Below are 17,183 nucleotides of genomic sequence, written 5' to 3'. Positions count from 1 at the left end.
ACCGGCGGATCCGGTCCGGACGCAACGGTGAGGTGGAGATGTCGGCAGGGCGGCACGCGGCGCGGTGGGCCATGGTCGGCGCGCTGCTGGGTGGCCTGATCGCCGTCCCGGCGTCACCGGCGTCGGCCCGGGACGACCGGGTGGGACTGCGCTCGGCGAAGAGCTTCACCGCCGGTGGTCCGCCCGGGACGGTGGCGGTCGAGGTGCGCAAGCGCACGGACGGCTGCGTGCAGTTGCGTACCGCTGTCGGGCTCCGGCTGGAGGGCCTGCGGGCCGACCAGGTCCGGGTGCAGGTGGCGTCCGGCGGCCGATGGGTGCCGGTGCAGGTCTCCGGGGACGGCGGCGCCGTCGCCACCGCCGCGGTGGCCCCGGTCGACCGGCCGCTGTGCAAGGGCAAGGGCGTCACCGTGCGTTACCGGGTGTCCTTCCTGGCCGGGGCCGTCGGCGGCCGGCTGGAACTGGCCGGTGAGGCGAGCGCCGCGAACGGCGACGTGCTCGGCCGCGCCGGCGGGTCGGCCCGGCTGGTGGGCGCGCCGACGCCGAGTCCCAGCCCGTCCCGTAAGCCCTCGCCGACGCCCAGCGCGAGCGAGACCACGCCGGCCGAGGCGACCGACACGTCGCCGGTGGCCGCCGCCGTCGCCCCGGCCACCGCCGCGGCCGACGACTCGTCGTTCGGAGGTTCCATGATCATGTGGTTCGGTATCGGGCTGGTGCTCGTCGGCGCCGCCCTCATCGTCCTGCTGCTGCGCCGCAACCGCGCCGACCGCAGCGGTGGCGGCGTGGACGCCGGCCTCCCGCCGGTCCCGCTGCCGCGCAGCACCACCACCTACCGCTCCGGCACGCCCGGGCCGGCCCCCACGGTGTACGGGGGCGCGACACCGCCCCGCCCGGCCGGCAACGTGTACGGCGCGCCCGCGCCCGCTCCGACGCCGCCGGCCCCGCCTGCCGGGGATGCGACGAGCGTCTTGCCCCGCTTGCCGGACTGAGCCGGAACCCGACCCGGTCCCGGGGTTACCGTGACTGTGGGTGGTCATGCCGTGACCCGGTAGCCGCCACCTGCCCGGCCGGAGGACGGAACACCGGGGCCGAACGGGGCCCGGTGCCGGGGCCGCTCGGCCGATAAGATCGCGTGCGCCGATCGGCACCGCCGACCGGTGAGACCGCATACGTGGAAGGAGCCGCGCCGTGGCCCTGGACCCGCAGTTGCTCGACATCCTCGCCTGCCCGGACACGCACCACGCCCCGCTCGACTACGACGCGCAGGCGCAGACGCTCACCTGCACCGAGTGCGGTCGCATCTTCGAGGTCCGGGACGACGTCCCGGTGCTCCTGCTGGACGAGGCGCGCGGTGGACCCGCCGCCGACGACGCGCGGGGCGGGTCGTCGCGGTGATGGAGGGTACGGCCGGGGTCAGCGGCCACCGGCAGGCCGACGAGGCCCTGCTGGACGACGCGGCGCAGCTCTCCGAGCGGGATCCGGGCGGCATGCTCCGGTTCACCGCGTCCGCGGGCGCCCAGGTGCGCGAGTCGGCGGCGCTGGCCGCCGAGGCGAACCTGTCGGTGCTCGCCGACGACGGGCGACCCCGCGCGGTGGTCATCGCCGGCATCGGCACCGCCGGGCGTACCGGTGACGTGCTGGCCACCGTCGCCGGGCCGCGCTGCCCGGTGCCGGTCATCCCGCACCGCAGCGCCGGCGTGCCGGGCTGGGTGGGCGCGGCGGACGTGGTCATCGCGGTGAGCGCGTCGGGCCGCAGCCCGGAGGCGCTGGGCGCGGCCGAGGCGGCGCACCGGCGCGGTGCCCGGCTGGTCGCGGTCGGCGCGCCCGACTCGCAGCTCCAGTCGGTGGCCGAGCGGGCCCGCGCGCCGTTCATCCCGGTGCCCCGGCGCGCGCCGGCCCGGGCCAGCCTCTGGGCGCTCACCGTGCCGGTTCTGCTGGCCGCCCGTACCCTCGGGCTCGTGAAGGTCAACGAGGCGGATCTGGCCGAGACGGCGGCCCGGCTGGACGCCGACGCCGATCGATGCCGGCCGACCGCCGAGTCCTTCGTCAACCCGGCGAAGTCGCTGGCGCTCGGCCTGTCCGGTTCGATCCCGATCGTGTGGGGTTCGTCCCCGCTGGCCACCGTGGCCGCCCGGCGGTTCGGTGACACGTTGTCCGCGAACGCCCGCTACCCGGTGGTCGCCGGTGCGCTGGGCGAGGCGGGCCGGGGCCGCGTCGGCCTGCTCGACGGCGTGTTCGGCGGTCTGGCCGAGGGCGAGCGGGACATCTTCGCCGACCCGGGCGACGACGAGCCCGACGGCACCCGGCTACGGCTGGTGCTGCTGCGCGACGGCGGGCTCAACGCCGACGACGACACCGACGAGCCGCTGGCGGTCGAGGAGCGCCGCGCGGACGCGGTGCAGACGCTTGCCGAGCGGCGCGGGGTGCGCTGCGACGTGGTGACCGCCGAGGGCGGCTCCGCGCTGGAGCGGCTCGCGTCGCTGGTGGCGGTCCCCGACTTCGCCTCGATCTACCTGGCCCTGGCGCACGGGCTGGACCCGATGGCGGTACCGGCAATCACGGAGATGAAGGAGCTGGCAAACCAGTGAGCACACGGGGCATCGAGCGAGGCGGGGAATGAGCGCAAACGGGGGCACGAAGGCGATCGTCGCCGCCCTGGCGGCGAACCTCGGCATCGCCGTCACCAAGTTCATCGCGTTCGCCCTCACCGGCTCGTCGTCGATGCTGGCCGAGTCGATCCACTCGGTGGCCGACTCGGGTAACCAGGGCCTGCTGCTGCTCGGCGGCCGGCGGGCCAAGCGGCAGGCCACGCCGCAGCACCCGTTCGGGTACGGCCGGGAGCGCTACATCTACGCCTTCATCGTGGCGATCGTGCTGTTCAGCATCGGTGGCCTGTTCGCGCTCTACGAGGCGTACCACAAGGCGTCCGACCCGCACGCGATCACGGAGTGGCAGTGGGTGCCGGTGGTGGTGCTGGTCGCGGCGATCGTGATGGAGGGCTTCTCCTTCCGTACCGCGATCAAGGAGTCGAACCTGGTCCGGGGCAAGCAGTCCTGGGTCCGGTTCATCCGTCGCGCCAAGGCGCCGGAGCTGCCGGTGGTGCTGCTGGAGGACTTCGGCGCCCTGGTCGGTCTGGTCTTCGCGTTGTTCGGCGTCGGCATGACGCTGATCACCGGAGACGGCATGTGGGACGCCGCGGGCACCGCGATGATCGGTGTGCTGCTGGTGATCATCGCGATCACGCTGGCGATCGAGACCAAGAGCCTGCTGCTCGGCGAGGGTGCCGAGCAGAGCGAGCTGGACAAGATCGAGCAGGCTGTGACCAGCGGTCCCGAGGTCGAGCGGATCATCCACATGAAGACGCTCTACCTCGGCCCCGAGGAGCTGATGGTGGCCGCGAAGATCGCGGTGCCGGCCTGGGAGACCGCCCAGGACCTGGCGCGTGACATCAACGCGGTCGAGGCGCGGATCCGCCGCGAGGTGCCCACCGCCCGGGTGATCTACCTGGAGCCGGACATCTACTCGCCCGCCGCCGAGCGGGCCGGCACCGGGCAGGCGGCGGACACCGCCGTCCCGGAGGCCGTGACCAGTGGTGGGGCGCAGCCGGCCGACGAGGTGGCCGGGCGGCCCGGGAGCTGACCGATGGAGTTGTTGCAGGGCCGGATCCGTGACTACGCCTGGGGCTCGCGCACCGCGATCGCCGAGTTGCAGGGGCGGCCGGTGCCGAGCAACGGGCCGGAGGCGGAGCTGTGGCTGGGCGCCCACCCGGGCGCCCCGGCCACTGTGCAGCGCGACGGCCGACCGGTCAGCCTCACCGAACTGCTGGTGGCCGAGCCGGGCCACTGGCTGGGTGAGCGGCTGGTCGGCCGGTTCGGCACCCGGCTGCCGTTCCTGCTGAAGGTGCTGGCCGCCGACGCGCCGCTGAGCCTCCAGGCGCATCCGGACGCCGAGCAGGCCCGCGCCGGGCACGCCGCCGACGTGGGGCGGGTCAACTACGTCGACCCGTACCACAAGCCGGAGTTGCTGGTGGCGCTCTCGGAGTTCGACGCGCTGTGCGGCTTCCGCGATCCGGGGGAGTCGGCGGCGGCGATCGCCGCGTTCGGCGTACCCGCGCTGGAGCCTGTGGTGGCGGCGTTGCGCGACGGGCCGGCGGGGCTGCGGGAGGCGGTACGCCTGCTGTTGAGCTGGCCCCGGGCGGAGCGGGCGGGGCTGGTGGCGGCCGTGCTGGCGGCGGCGGAGGCCGGGCCGGCCTCGGCGGACGCCGAGCTGGTTCGCACGCTCGCGTCGGGCTATCCGGCCGACCCGGGCGTGGTGGTGGCGTTGCTGCTGCACCACGTCCGGCTGGCGCCCGGCGAGGGCATCTGGATGCCGGCCGGGAACCTGCACGCCTACCTGCACGGCACCGGCGTCGAGATCATGGCGGCCAGTGACAACGTGCTGCGCGGCGGGCTGACCCCGAAGCGGGTCGACGTGGACGAGCTGCTGCGGGTGCTCCGGTTCGAGGTGCTGACCCAGCCGGTGCTGCGGCCGGAGCAGGTGGAGCCGGGGGTGCTGACCTGGCCGGTGCCGGTGGAGGACTTCGCGCTGCACCGGGTCGAGGTGGCTGCCGGGTCGCCGGGGGTGCGGCTGACGCTGCCCGGGCCGCGTGTGGTGCTCTGCCGGGCCGGGAAGCTGACCGTTGACGACGGCGTGGGCGTGGTGACGCTGGACGCGGGTGAGGCAGCGGTCGGTACGGCGGCCGGTGGCCCGCTGACGGTGGGCGGGGCGGGCGAGGCGTTCGTCGCCACTTGCGGCATGCACTGATCTGCGCAAGTCCGACTTTCCCGAAATGGCTTGACGGTCACGCTGCGTGGTGTGACTCTATGGGTACGCAGCGTTGTCGCGACGAAGGTCCGGTGACGTGCGGGGGAACCAAACCGGGGGGATGCGCGGGGCGGCCGGGCCGTGGGTGGAAAGTCCGCTCACGACCGACCGCCCCGTGCGCTGTCCGCCGACCGGCCGATTGCGCGGTCGGCCAACCGGGCACGGGTCGAGTGGCCCGCGAGCGTAAGGTGGAAGGCTGCGCACCACCATCGTTCGACAGGAGCTTCCATGACCAGCACCCTCCCGGCGGCCTCCAGCGGCGCGTCGTCGCAGGCCCGGCCGAGCACCCTCGCCGAGGGCGACTACAAGGTGGCGGATCTGTCGCTCGCCGCGTTCGGGCGCAAGGAGATCCGGCTCGCCGAGCACGAGATGCCCGGCCTGATGGCGATCCGGCGTGAGTTCGCCGAGGCCCAGCCGCTGGCCGGCGCCCGCATCACCGGTTCGCTGCACATGACCGTTCAGACCGCCGTCCTGATCGAGACCCTTGTCGCGCTCGGCGCGCAGGTCCGCTGGGCGTCCTGCAACATCTTCTCCACCCAGGACCACGCCGCCGCGGCGATCGTGGTCGGCCCCGAGGGCACCCCGGAGGCCCCGGCCGGCGTGCCGGTCTACGCCTGGAAGGGCGAGACGCTGCCGGAGTACTGGTGGTGCACCGAGCAGGTGCTGGCGTGGCCCGACGGGCAGGGCCCGAACATGATCCTGGACGACGGCGGCGACGCCACCCTGCTCGTCCACAAGGGCGCCGAGTTCGAGAAGGCCGGCGTCGTGCCGCCGGTCGAGTCCGCCGACTCCGAGGAGTACGCGGTCATCCTCGAACTGCTGCACCGCTCGCTGGCCGAGGACGGCCAGCGCTGGACCCGGATCGCCGCCGGCATCAAGGGCGTCACCGAGGAGACCACCACCGGTGTGCACCGGCTCTACGAGATGCACCGCGCCGGCACGCTGCTCTTCCCGGCCATCAACGTCAACGACTCGGTGACCAAGAGCAAGTTCGACAACAAGTACGGCTGCCGCCACTCGCTCATCGACGGCATCAACCGCGCCACCGACGTGCTGATCGGCGGCAAGATGGCTGTCGTCATGGGCTACGGCGACGTGGGCAAGGGCTGCGCCGAGTCGCTGCGCGGCCAGGGCGCCCGGGTCGTGGTGACCGAGGTCGACCCGATCTGCGCGCTCCAGGCGGCGATGGACGGCTACCAGGTCGCCACGCTCGACGACGTGGTGGAGCAGGCCGACATCTTCATCACCGCGACCGGCTGCTTCGACGTCATCACCAACGAGCACATGGCCCGGATGAAGCACCAGGCCATCGTGGGCAACATCGGCCACTTCGACAACGAGATCGACATGGCCGGCCTGGCCAAGCGCAGCGACGTGACCCGGGAGAACATCAAGCCGCAGGTCGACGTGTGGCGCTTCGACGACGGCCACGCCATCATCGTGCTCTCCGAGGGCCGCCTGCTGAACCTGGGCAACGCCACCGGCCACCCGAGCTTCGTGATGTCGAACTCGTTCGCCAACCAGACGATCGCCCAGATCGAGCTGTTCACCAAGACCGAGGAATACCCGATCGGCGTCTACGTGCTGCCCAAGCACCTGGACGAGAAGGTCGCCCGGCTGCACCTGGACGCGCTCGGCGCGAAGCTGACCACGCTGACCAAGGAGCAGGCCGCCTACCTGGGCGTCTCCCCGGAGGGCCCGTTCAAGTCGGACCACTACCGCTACTGAGTCCCACGCTCCCGAAAGGACCGGGGTCGGCCGCCGCGCGGCCGTCCCGGTCCTTTTCGCGTACGGGGGAGTCCGGCGGATGTCGAACCGGGTGACGTTACCCGGATCGGCTTGACGTTTGCTGTGAACAGGAGCAAGGTATGGCTGCCCTAAGTTAACTGAGGCAAGCCTGACTACGGAGTATCCATGTTCGCCACGTACCTGATCGGCCTGCGCGAGGGCCTGGAAGCGACGCTCGTGGTCAGCATCCTCGTCGCCTTCCTGGTCAAGTCGCAGCGCCGGGACCGGCTGCCGCAGGTGTGGGCCGGCGTCGGCCTGGCCCTGGCGCTCTCCGTCGGCTTCGGCTCCCTGATCCAGTACACCTCCACCTCGCTGCTGCGCACCTCCGAGTCGCGCGAGCTGTTCGAGGCGGTCACCTCGGTCGCCGCCGTGGTCTTCGTGACCTGGATGATCTTCTGGATGCGCCGGGCCGCCCGCACCATCGCCGGTGAGCTGCGCGGCAAGCTCACCGACGCGCTCGCCGTCGGCTCCCTGGCGGTCGCCGGCATGGCGTTCCTCGCGGTGATCCGCGAGGGTCTGGAGACCGCGCTGATCTTCTACGCCGCGGCCGAGAGCGCCGCCGGCGGAACCGGGCCCGGCTCGCTGCTCGCCCTGGCCGGCGGCATCGCCACCGCCGTCGTGATCGGCTTCCTGCTCTACCGCAGCGCGGTGCGGATCAACCTGAGCCGGTTCTTCACCTGGACCGGCGCGCTGCTCATCCTGGTCGCGGCCGGCATCCTCAAGTACGGCGTGCACGACTTCCAGGAGGCCGGCGTGCTGCCCGGCCTGAACGACCTGGCCTTCGACATCTCGGGCACGCTCGACCCGGGCTCCTGGTACGGCGCACTGCTCGCCGGCATGTTCAACGTCACCGCCGCGCCGACGGTGCTGGAACTGGTCGCCTGGGTCGCGTACGCGGTGCCGGTGCTCGTCCTCTTCCTGCGCAAGCCGGCCAAGCCCGCGAAGCCGGTGCAGTCCGCCGAGCCGGTTCAGCCCGACGAGCCGGCCGCCGAGACGTCCGCCGCGCCGGCCGCCGACGCCGCCGTTCCGTCCCCCCGCTCCTGACCCGCCCGTTTCCGAGGAGACCCCGCACGATGCGTACCACTCGACTCGTCGCGCCCGCCGCCGCCGGGCTGCTCGCCGTCGCCGGCCTGACCGGCTGCGGGGGCGGTGACGACGCCGACGCCACGAACGGCGGGCCGATCGCCGTCAAGGCCACCGACACCGTCTGCGAGGTCGGCGACACCGAGATCGACGCCGGTCAGGTGACCTTCAAGGTGACGAACACCGGTTCCAAGGTCAACGAGTTCTACGTCTACGCGGCCGGTGACCGGGTGATGGGCGAGGTGGAGAACATCGCCCCCGGGCTCAGCCGCGAGCTGCGCGTCGAGCTGACCGCCGGCACGTACGAGACGGCCTGCAAGCCGGGGATGAGCGGCCGGGGCATCCGGGGCGCGCTGAAGGTCTCCGGCACCGCCGCGACTGTCGCCCCTGATGCGGCGCTGACCCAGGCGACCGAGAGCTACCAGCGGTACGTGCGCAGCCAGACCGCCGCGCTGCTGACGAAGACCGAGGAGTTTGTGGCGGCGGTCAAGGCGAACGACGTGGCCAAGGCCAAGGCGCTGTACCCGGTGGCCCGCACCTACTGGGAGCGGATCGAGCCGGTCGCGGAGAGCTTCGGCGACCTCGACCCGAAGATCGACGGCCGCGAGGAGGTGGTCGAGGAGGGCATGGAGTTCACCGGCTTCCACCGGATCGAGAAGGACCTCTGGACCACCGGGGACGTCAGCAAGGACGGCCCGATCGCCGACCGGCTCCTGGTCGACGTGAAGGCGATCGTCGCCAAGGCGGACGCCGAGAAGCTCACCCCGCTCCAGCTCGCCAACGGCGCCAAGGCGCTGCTCGACGAGGTCGCCAGCGGCAAGATCACCGGCGAGGAGGAGCGTTACTCGCACACCGACCTCTGGGACTTCAACGCCAACCTGGAGGGCTCGAAGGCGGCGATCGCGGCGCTGCGCCCGGCGTTGGAGCAGCGCGCGCCCGACCTGGTGAAGCAGCTCGACAGCGAGTTCGCGAACGTGGAGGCAACCCTCGGCAAGCACCGGGACGGCGATGGCTGGAAGCTGCACACCCAGCTCGGCAAGGCCGAGCTCAAGGAGCTGTCGGACGCGGTGAACGCGCTGGCCGAGCCGGTCAGCAAGGTCGCGGCGGCAGTCGCGCGATGACCGGCCCGGCCGGTGGTGACGCGACGAGCGAGCCGAACCGCGAGCGGACCGGTCGCGGCCTGTCCCGGCGCCGGGCGATGACCCTGGCCGGCGTCGGTGTGGCCGGCGTCGCCGGGGTGGCGGGCGGCGCTGGCGCGCTGCTCGCCGGCGGGAACGAGGCCTCAGCCACCGGCTCCGCCGCAGGGTCGGTGCCGTTCCTCGGCGAGCACCAGGCCGGCATCACCACCCCGGCCCAGGACCGGCTGCACTTCGTCGCGTTCGACGTGGTCACGAAGGACCGGGACCGGTTGGTCGCCATGCTCCAGGAGTGGACCGCCGCCGCGGCCCGGATGACCGCCGGCAAGGACGCCGGGGTGATCGGCGCCGTCGGCGGCATGCCCGAGGCCCCGCCGGACGACACCGGCGAGGCGCTCGGACTGCCCCCGTCGCAGCTCACCCTCACTGTGGGCTTCGGGCCGACGCTGTTCCGCGACGCGCAGGGCCGGGACCGCTTCGGCATCGCCGCCCGCCGCCCGGCCGCCCTCGCCGACCTGCCGCACTTCGCCGGGGACGCGCTCAGGCCGGAGCTGTCCGGCGGCGACCTCTGCGTTCAGGCCTGCGCCAACGATCCGCAGGTGGCGGTGCACGCCATCCGTAACCTGGCCCGGATCGGCATGGGCGTGGTGAGCGTCCGCTGGTCGCAGCTCGGCTTCGGGCGTACCTCGTCGACGTCGCGGGACCAGGCCACGCCGCGCAACCTGTTCGGCTTCAAGGACGGCACCGCCAACCTCAAGGCCGAGGACGCGGGCCTGCTCCGCGACCAGCTCTGGGTGCAGCCCGGTGACGGCCCGGAGTGGATGACGGGTGGCTCCTACCTGGTCACCCGGAAGATCCGGATGCTGATCGAGACGTGGGACCGCAGCCCGCTGGCCGAGCAGGAGATGATCGTCGGGCGGACCAAGGGCAGCGGCGCGCCGCTGGGCCTCCGGGACGAGTTCGACGAACCGGACTTCGCTGCGAAGGGCGACGACGGGGAGCCGCTCATCGCCGACACCGCACACGTACGGCTCGCCCACCCGGACGCGAACAACGGCGCCCGCCTGCTGCGCCGCGGCTACAACTTCGTGGACGGCTCGGACGGGCTGGGCCGGCTCGACGCCGGTCTGTTCTTCATCGCCTACCAGCGGGATCCGCGCCGGCAGTTCGTGCCGATCCAGACCCGGCTGGCCCGCAACGACGCGATGAACGAGTACCTGCGGCACGTCTCCAGCGGCCTGTTCGCCTGCCCGCCCGGCGTACGCGACGCTGCCGACTGGTGGGGGCGAGGGCTGTTCGGCTGAGCCCGGCTCAGCGGCGTACCGGATCGGGGGCGGCCTCCGGCGCCGCGGACCGCAACCGGCCGACGGCCGGCGCGGCGGGACGCAGGGTGGCCGGCGCGACGGCGTGCGGCACCGCGGCCGGGGGCGGGACCAGCTCCGGCCAGAGCGTGGCGGTGACCGCCCGGGCGCGGCCCAGCCGGAGCGCGGCCCGGCGCCCCCGCTCGGCCAGCACGGCGGACAGGTAGACCCAGTCCGGCGCGGACCACGGCGGAGGCGGCGAGGTGACCGCCGCGGCCTCCACCCACAACGCCCGGCCCAGCCGGGAACGGTCCGGCTCGGCGAGCTGAGGCAGCCGGTCCAGATACTGCCGGACGGCCAGCGCCAGCCCGTCGTCGAACCGGGTCAGGTCGAGCGTGGTCGCCCAGGCCAGCAGCGGCGGCGGAGCCGGCGGCAGCGGCCGCCACAGCGCGGCGCCTCGACTGTGCACCACGAGCGTGCCGGCGACCAGGTCACCCAGCCGGCGGCCGCGCGGGTCGGTGAGCATCACCGTGACGCTCGCCGCCCAGCTCAGCAGCGGCAGCACCAGCCCGGGCCACTCCACCGCGACGCCCACGAGCGCCCGGGTCAGCGACTGGCCCACCCCCACCGGGCCGCCGTCGGCCCGCACCACCCGCAGCCCCACGGCCAGCTTGCCCACCGTCCGGCCACCGGCGAAGCGCTCCATCACCACCGGATAGCCGAGCAGGACCAGCACCAGCAGCACGACCTGGAGCGCGCCGGCCAGCGCGGCGTCGAGGAGGTCGCCCAGCAGGGCGAGCGCCACCATGGCCAGCACTGCGCCGAGCAGCAGGAACAGCACGAGCTGGATCACGGCGTCGATCAGCAGGGCGAGCACCCGGGAGCCCAGCCGGGCCACCCGGACGTCCAGCTCCACCGCCTCGCCGCTGACCAGACCGGCGTCGGCCCAACTGGGCGGTGGGGGAGGTTGCGCGCGCACCCCGACAGTGAACACCATGGACGCTGAACGGGGGAGGGTGAGTGGATCTCGACGCGTACGTGGCCGAGCACGGCGCCGAATGGCGGCGGCTGGAACACCTGACCGGCCGGCGTCGCCTCGACGCGGCCGAGGTCGACGAACTGGTGGCGCTCTACCAGCGCAGCGCCACACACCTCTCCGCGCTGCGCGCCCGGGCACCCGAGCCGACGCTGGTGAACCGCCTGTCCCACCTGGTCCTCGCCGCCCGGGCCCGGGTCACCGGCCGCCCCCGGCTGTCCTGGGCGGCGGTGGGCCGGTTCCTGGCCGCCGACCTGCCCGCCGCCCTCTACCGGGCCTGGCCGTGGTGGTGCGGCGTGGCCACGGCGTTCAGCGCCCTGAGCGCCTTCCTCATCTGGTTCGTCGCCGGTAACCCGGACACCGCCGCCGCGTTCGTCGGCCCCGAGGCGGCCCGGCAGCTCGTGGACTCCGGTTTCGCCGGCTACTACACCGAGTTCGCCGCGCCCACGTTCGCGTTCCACCTGTGGACGCACAACGCCTGGCTGGCCGCCCAGTGCCTGGCCGCCGGCGTGCTCGTGGTACCGGTGCTCTGGCTGCTGTGGCAGAACGCGCTGAACATCGGCGTGGTCGGCGGCGTGATGATCTCCTACGGCCGGGCGGACGTCTTCTTCGGCATGATCACCCCGCACGGACTGCTGGAGCTGACCGGCATCTTCGTCGCCGCCGGGGTCGGACTGCGGACCGCCTGGGCCTGGATCGCTCCGCCCGCGCACCTCGGGCGCGGCCGCGCGGTCGCCGAGGCGGGACGGCTCGCCGTCGTGGTCGCCGCCGGCCTGGTCGGCCTCTTCGCGGTCTCCGCGCTGATCGAGGCGTTCGTGACCCCGGCGCCGGTGCCGATCCCGCTGCGGGTGGCCGCCGGCGCCGCGGTGTGGCTGGCCTTCCTGGCGTACGCGCTGGTGCTCGGCCGGCGCGCGGTCAGAGCTGGCCGAGAGACTTGAGCCGCAGATAGGTGTCGGCGACGGCCGGGGCCAGCCGGTGCCCCGGTACGTCCACCACAGTCACGCCGTAGCGCGACAGGGCGGCGCGTACCCGGTCCCGTTCGGCCAGCGCCCGCCACGCCGACGCGGCCGCGTACGGGTCGTCCGGGCCGGCCGGGGTGGCAGTGGCGAGCCGGTTCAGCACCGGGTCGCCGGCCGCGGCCAGCACCACCCGGTGCCGGGTCGCCAGCCGGGGCAGCACCGGCAGCAGCCCGTCGCCGATCGCGCCCGCCTCCAGCGCGGTGAACAGCACCACCAGGCTGCGCTGCCGCTCCCGGCGCAGCACCTCGGCGGCGATCAGCTCGAAGTCGGTCTCGGCCAGCGCGGGCTGCAACGGCGCCACCGCGTCGACCAGCCGGGCGAGCAGCGCCGGACGGCCGCTGCCGGTCACCCGGGCCCGGATCTCCGTGTCCGCCGCCAGCAGGTCCACCCGGTCACCGGCCCGGGCGGCGAGCGCGGTGAGCAGCAGCGCCGCGTCGATGGCGGTGTCCAGCCGCGGCTCGTCACCGAGGCGTACCGCCGACGTGCGGCCGGTGTCCAGGACGCAGACCAGCCGCCGGTCCCGCTCCGGGCGCCAGGTGCGCACCAGCACGTCGGCGCGGCGGGCGCTGCCTCGCCAGTCGATCGAGCGGACGTCGTCGCCCACCGCGTACTCGCGCAGCGTGTCGAACTCGGTGCCGTGACCGCGCCCCCGGGTCACCTGCACGCCGTCGATGACCCGCAGCCGGGCCAGCTTCTCCGGCAGGTGCCGGCGGGAGTCGAAGCGCGGCAGCACCCGCAGCGTCCACTGTGGCGTGGCGGGATGCCCGGCGCGTTGCCTCGCGCCCAGGCGCATCGGCCCGAGCGAGCGTACGGTCAGCGCCACCGCCGGCCGGTCGCCGCGCCGGGTCGGGGTGAGCCGGACCGGCAGCGTGGCGGTGCCACCGGGCGGCACGGTGAGCAGGCGGTCCGGCGGCACGTCCGGGCGCGCCCCGGCCGACGGCACCCAGGCGTCGCGTACCTGGGCGTGGAGCGTGCGATCGGTGGGGTTGGCCAGGTGCAGGGTGACGGTGGCGGTGCCGCCGAGGCGGACCGTCCGCTCCCCGGACCGGGTCACCGTGAGCGCGTCCGGCGGGACCGCCATCGCCCGGTCGAGCAGCACCAGCAGCAGCACCGTCGCGGTCAGTACGGCGACGCCGAGGAACGGCGCCGGCCAGGCCGGCAGGGTCAGCGCGCCCGCGCCCAGCAGCAGACCCGCCCGCCAGGTCATCGCGGCGTCGGCACGGTGGCCAGCACCGAGTCCAGCACGGCGTCCACAGTCACGCCCTCGAGTTCCGCCTCCGGACGCGGGCGCAGCCGGTGCCGCAGCGTGGGCCGGGCGACCGCCTTGACGTCGTCCGGGGTGACGTGGTCGCGGCCGGCCAGCCAGGACCACGCCTTGGCGGCGTTCAGCAGCGCGGTGGCGCCCCGGGGGGACGCGCCCAGCTCCAGCGCCGGAGCGGACCGGGTGCCCCGGCACAGGTCCACGATGTAGCCGAGCACCGGCTCGGCCACGTGCACCATCCGCACCTCGGCCCGGGCGGCGGCCAGGTCCGACGCGCCGGCCACCGGGCGTACGCCCGCGGCACGCAGGTCGCGCGGGTCGAAGCCGGCGTGGTGCGCCCGCAGCACGCCCAGTTCCTCCTCGCGCTCCGGCAGCGGCACAGTCAGCTTGAGCAGGAAACGGTCGAGCTGCGCCTCGGGCAGCGGGTAGGTGCCCTCGTACTCGACCGGGTTCTGGGTGGCCGCGACGATGAACGGGTCGGGCAGCGGGCGGCGCTCGCCCTCGACGGAGACCTGCCGCTCCTCCATCACCTCCAGCAGCGCCGACTGCGTCTTGGGCGGGGTGCGGTTGATCTCGTCGGCGAGCAGCAGGTTGGTGAAGACCGGCCCCTCCCGGAACGTGAACGCGGCGGTGCGCTGGTCGAAGATCAGCGAGCCGGTGACGTCGCCGGGCATCAGGTCGGGGGTGAACTGCACCCGCTTGGCGTCCAGGTCGAGCGCGGCCGCCAGCGTCCGCACCAGCAGCGTCTTGGCCACTCCCGGTACGCCCTCCAGCAGCACGTGCCCCCGGCAGAGCAGGGCGATCACCAGGCCGGTCACCACGGCGTCCTGCCCGACGACGGCCTTGGCGACCTCGGCGCGCAGCCGGTGCAGGGCGGCGCGGGCGCCGGACGGGGCGGTGGTCGTGACGGGTCCGGTCACCGGGTGTCTCCTTCGCTGGGATGCGGGGCCAGGGTACGGGTCAGGACGTCCAGTTCGCGGGCCAGCTCCAGCAGCTCGCGGTCCTTCTCCGGGGCGGGGCCGTGGAGCAGGTCGGCCACCCGTTCCGGGTCGGCGCCGGCGCGCTCGGCGACCCGGGCGGCCACCTCGTCGTCGGGCGTGCCCGGGGGCAGGTTGAGCCGGGTCGTCAGCCGGTCCAGCGCGGCGGCGCGCAGCGTCGCGGCGACGGTGTCCCGGGCGCCCGCCCGGCGGTAGAGCCGCGCCCGGCCGCGTACCGTCTCGGCGGACCGGACGGTCACCGGCAGCGGCTCCGACACCGGCGGCCCGAGCCGGCGGGCCCGCCAGAGCACCACGAGCAGGCCGGCCAGGGCGAGCTGCACCAGGAGGGCCCAGAACCACTGCGGGAAGGCGCCCCAGAGCGGGTTCTCCCGCGGCGGATCGGCGCGGTCGGGCGGGTCGGGCCGTTCCGACCTGCCGCTGCCGGCCGGAGCGGGCTCCTCGGTGAACGGCTCCGGGGACCAGCTCGGAGCGGTCGGGGCCGACGCCGGCTCGGGCAGGTCGAGCCAGACCAGCGGGCGGTCGCCGCCGAGCAGGCCGGTGGCGAGGGCCTCGTTGCCCCACTCGCCGATCCGGTCGTTGCGGAACGGGTCGCTGGCGCCGGCCAGCACCACCTCGACCCGGCCGGGGACGCGCAGCAGCGCGCCGCCGTAGCAGTGGTCCACCTCGGCCGGTCCGGCGTACCGCTGGAGGTCGATCGCGGCCGTGCCGGCCCGGACCGCCTCGGGCAGCGGGCAGGGCGTGCCGTCGGCGTCCGGCGGCACCGCGCGGGCGGCCCAGCGCCCGCCGGCCGGTTCGACAGGGGTGTCCAACTCGGCGAGCACCCGCCGGGACGGCTCGACGAGCACCAGCCGGCTGCCGGGCGGCAGGGTGGTCAGCCCGTCGAGCAGGTCCGGGTGCACCAGGCCGGGCGCGGGCACGAACAGCGTGCTCGGCCCGGCCCCGGCGGTACGCAGCGCCGCCGCCAGATCCGTCTCCCGGCGTACCGGCACGCCCTGCGTCCGCAGCGCCTCGGCGAGCCGGCTGGCGCCGTCGTCGTCGGTGGCGACCGGGGACAGGAAACCGGGCTCGTCGGCGTCGGGCCGGTCGACCGCGCGCAGCACGAGCGTGGTCACGATCAACAGCACTGCGAGCCCGAGCGGGACGATCAACCGGTACGGACGCCGGCGTGGCGCCGCCGTGGCCGCCGCCGTCACGGTCTCCGGTACGACTGTGGCCGTCACCGCGGCTCCTCCCCGGTCAGCTCGCGGCTCAGGTCGGTGGCGAGTTCACGCATCCGCCGGTCGTGCGCGGCGGTCGCGGGACGCTGGGCGTACCAGAGGTCGGAGAAGATCGCCCCGGCCGCGTGCAGCGTCGGCCGGACCTGCGGCCGGTTACGGGCCGCCGCCTCGGTCAGCTCGACGACGGTGAGCCCGGGGCGGGGTTCCACCACCTGCCGGACGACCAGCAGCCGGACCATCTCGCGCAGGCGCTCCCGGACCGCCTCGGCGTACCGGCCCTCGGCCGCCAGCCGGTCGGCCGGCCCGAGCCCGCCGGCCGGCACGGGTTCCGGGGTCCGGGGCGCGGGCAGGCGTACCGGCGGCGGATCGGTGCGCTTCCGGCTGCGCCGCCGGAACCGGGGTAGGCGGAACCGGGGCAGCCGTGGACGCCGCCACCGGGGGAGACTGAACCGGGGCAGCCGGCGGGGCACCCAGGCGGGGAAGAAGTACCAGCCCAGCGCCGCCAGCAGCGCGACCGCCAGCAGGATCAGCGCGACCAGCGGCAGCGGCACCACGTCACCGAGGGCCGCGACCGTCTCGGTCCACCACCGGCTCACCGGTGCGCCGCCAGCAGGACCGGCTCGGGCACGTCGGCCGGCGCGCGGGAGAGCCGGATGTCCAGCCCTTCGGTGCGGATCCGGGTCTCCAGGTGCAGCACCGCGTCCAGGCAGGCGAGCGCCGGGTACGCCAGCGCGTTCACAGCGGTGAACGCGGCGATCGTCACCGGCAGCGCCCAGACCGAGACGTCGAACAGGCCCAGCATGGTGAGGCCCTGGTAGAGACCAAGCCCGATGCCGAGCCGGATCAGCCACCAGCCCAGGTAACCCAGCAGCCGTATCGCGGCGGCCCGCGCGCTGACCCGGCCGGCCAGGCGTAGCGCCCGCCAGGGCACCAGGTGCGCGGGCACCCCGTCCAGCACCAGGACCGGCACCACCAGGCCGAGCAGCGCGTACGCCGGGAACCAGCCCGGCCCGGTCAGCCCGGCGGCGGCGACGGTCAGCCCGACCAGGACGGCGGCCGGCAGTGCCGCGCCGAACCGGGCGCCGCGCAGCAGCTCCGACGGTGCGGGACGGCGCCCCAGAAGCGCCGCGCCGGCGCCGCGAGCCGCAGGGGCGCCGAGCAGCGCGACGATCGCGGCCTCGGTGCCCGCGCCGGCCGCCAGCAGCAGCCAGTACGCGGGGAGGGAGTCGCCGAACTCCGCCGGCCACCAGAACGGCGGTTCGGTCCCGGCGAGCATCCGCAGCGGGTGGAGCACCGCCTGTTCGGCGAGGGCCAGCAGCAGGGCGAGCGGGACGAGCACCCGGGCCTGGTCGCGCAGCAGCAGCACGGCCGCGTCGAGCAGCTCGCCGACGGTCAGCGGACGGCGCGGCAGCACCGCGGTCGGGCCGGCGTCGGGCACGCGTACTCCTGGGCGGGGCGAGCGGAGGTGGCGGGCGGGGCGACGC

16 protein-coding genes are annotated in these 17,183 nt (G+C 74.7%); 10 read left to right on the top strand and 6 right to left on the bottom strand.

Features of this window, described 5'->3' with window-relative positions:
• The first annotated feature begins 38 nt into the window (after window positions 1-38).
• From BFV98_RS14410 to efeB, 9 genes are all read left to right on the top strand, one after another.
• Window positions 39-986: a hypothetical protein gene (locus BFV98_RS14410; RefSeq protein WP_047892328.1), complete on the top strand. Its 948-nt coding sequence runs from the start codon at window positions 39-41 to the stop codon at window positions 984-986.
• Window positions 987-1,185: 199 nt separating this feature from the next.
• Complete coding sequence (locus tag BFV98_RS14405) at window positions 1,186-1,392, top strand: Trm112 family protein (protein ID WP_013284195.1); 207 nt, start codon at window positions 1,186-1,188, stop codon at window positions 1,390-1,392.
• Window positions 1,389-2,585 (top strand): SIS domain-containing protein, encoded by a 1,197-nt coding sequence (locus BFV98_RS14400; protein ID WP_071096670.1) that lies wholly within the window; start codon window positions 1,389-1,391, stop codon window positions 2,583-2,585. Before BFV98_RS14405 ends, BFV98_RS14400 begins: the two co-directional genes overlap by 4 nt.
• Before the next feature lie 28 nt (window positions 2,586-2,613).
• Window positions 2,614-3,636: a cation diffusion facilitator family transporter gene (locus BFV98_RS14395; RefSeq protein ID WP_030271146.1), complete on the top strand. Its 1,023-nt coding sequence runs from the start codon at window positions 2,614-2,616 to the stop codon at window positions 3,634-3,636.
• A gap of 3 nt (window positions 3,637-3,639) precedes the next feature.
• Window positions 3,640-4,800 (top strand): mannose-6-phosphate isomerase, class I, encoded by a 1,161-nt coding sequence (gene manA, locus BFV98_RS14390; RefSeq protein ID WP_071096668.1) that lies wholly within the window; start codon window positions 3,640-3,642, stop codon window positions 4,798-4,800.
• A gap of 288 nt (window positions 4,801-5,088) precedes the next feature.
• Window positions 5,089-6,588 (top strand): adenosylhomocysteinase, encoded by a 1,500-nt coding sequence (gene ahcY / locus BFV98_RS14385; protein WP_013474110.1) that lies wholly within the window; start codon window positions 5,089-5,091, stop codon window positions 6,586-6,588.
• A 186-nt stretch (window positions 6,589-6,774) separates the two neighbouring features.
• Window positions 6,775-7,692, top strand: a complete 918-nt coding sequence (gene efeU, locus BFV98_RS14380; RefSeq protein WP_071096666.1) for an iron uptake transporter permease EfeU — start codon at window positions 6,775-6,777, stop codon at window positions 7,690-7,692.
• A 29-nt stretch (window positions 7,693-7,721) separates the two neighbouring features.
• Window positions 7,722-8,852, top strand: a complete 1,131-nt coding sequence (gene efeO / locus BFV98_RS14375; protein WP_013284201.1) for an iron uptake system protein EfeO — start codon at window positions 7,722-7,724, stop codon at window positions 8,850-8,852.
• A complete protein-coding gene (gene efeB / locus BFV98_RS14370; RefSeq protein ID WP_013284202.1) occupies window positions 8,849-10,171 on the top strand; it encodes an iron uptake transporter deferrochelatase/peroxidase subunit in 1,323 nt (440 codons plus the stop codon). The genes efeO and efeB overlap by 4 nt, the downstream gene beginning before the upstream one ends.
• 7 nt (window positions 10,172-10,178) lie before the next feature.
• On the opposite strand, the gene BFV98_RS14365 is transcribed toward efeB, so the two are convergent.
• The gene (locus tag BFV98_RS14365) at window positions 10,179-11,147 is read right to left on the bottom strand and encodes an RDD family protein (RefSeq protein WP_225319573.1); all 969 of its coding nucleotides are present in this window, start codon (window positions 11,145-11,147) and stop codon (window positions 10,179-10,181) included.
• Window positions 11,148-11,188: 41 nt separating this feature from the next.
• On the opposite strand from BFV98_RS14365, the gene BFV98_RS14360 reads away from it, so the two are divergent.
• Window positions 11,189-12,142, top strand: a complete 954-nt coding sequence (locus BFV98_RS14360) for a stage II sporulation protein M (RefSeq protein WP_013284204.1) — start codon at window positions 11,189-11,191, stop codon at window positions 12,140-12,142.
• On the opposite strand, the gene BFV98_RS14355 is transcribed toward BFV98_RS14360, so the two are convergent.
• The 5 genes from BFV98_RS14355 to BFV98_RS14335 are packed head-to-tail and all read right to left on the bottom strand — an operon-like array spanning window position 12,120 to window position 17,137.
• On the bottom strand, window positions 12,120-13,430 hold the full coding sequence (locus BFV98_RS14355) for a DUF58 domain-containing protein (protein ID WP_013284205.1): 1,311 nt from the start codon (window positions 13,428-13,430) through the stop codon (window positions 12,120-12,122). The genes BFV98_RS14360 and BFV98_RS14355 overlap by 23 nt on opposite strands.
• On the bottom strand, window positions 13,427-14,404 hold the full coding sequence (locus tag BFV98_RS14350; protein WP_071096664.1) for a MoxR family ATPase: 978 nt from the start codon (window positions 14,402-14,404) through the stop codon (window positions 13,427-13,429). Before BFV98_RS14350 ends, BFV98_RS14355 begins: the two co-directional genes overlap by 4 nt.
• The gene (locus BFV98_RS14345) at window positions 14,401-15,702 is read right to left on the bottom strand and encodes a DUF4350 domain-containing protein (RefSeq protein WP_071096662.1); all 1,302 of its coding nucleotides are present in this window, start codon (window positions 15,700-15,702) and stop codon (window positions 14,401-14,403) included. Before BFV98_RS14345 ends, BFV98_RS14350 begins: the two co-directional genes overlap by 4 nt.
• Window positions 15,699-16,295 (bottom strand): DUF4129 domain-containing protein, encoded by a 597-nt coding sequence (locus BFV98_RS14340; protein WP_071096660.1) that lies wholly within the window; start codon window positions 16,293-16,295, stop codon window positions 15,699-15,701. The genes BFV98_RS14345 and BFV98_RS14340 overlap by 4 nt, the downstream gene beginning before the upstream one ends.
• Window positions 16,292-17,137 carry a hypothetical protein gene (locus BFV98_RS14335; RefSeq protein WP_071096658.1) on the bottom strand — a complete coding sequence of 282 codons (846 nt, stop codon included), beginning with the start codon at window positions 17,135-17,137 and terminating at the stop codon, window positions 16,292-16,294. Before BFV98_RS14335 ends, BFV98_RS14340 begins: the two co-directional genes overlap by 4 nt.
• Window positions 17,138-17,183 lie beyond the last annotated feature (46 nt).

Source organism: Micromonospora sp. WMMB235 (assembly GCF_001855515.1).
In the GTDB taxonomy this organism is placed as follows: domain Bacteria; phylum Actinomycetota; class Actinomycetes; order Mycobacteriales; family Micromonosporaceae; genus Micromonospora; species Micromonospora aurantiaca.
This window is presented reverse-complemented; position numbering and strand designations above follow the sequence as displayed.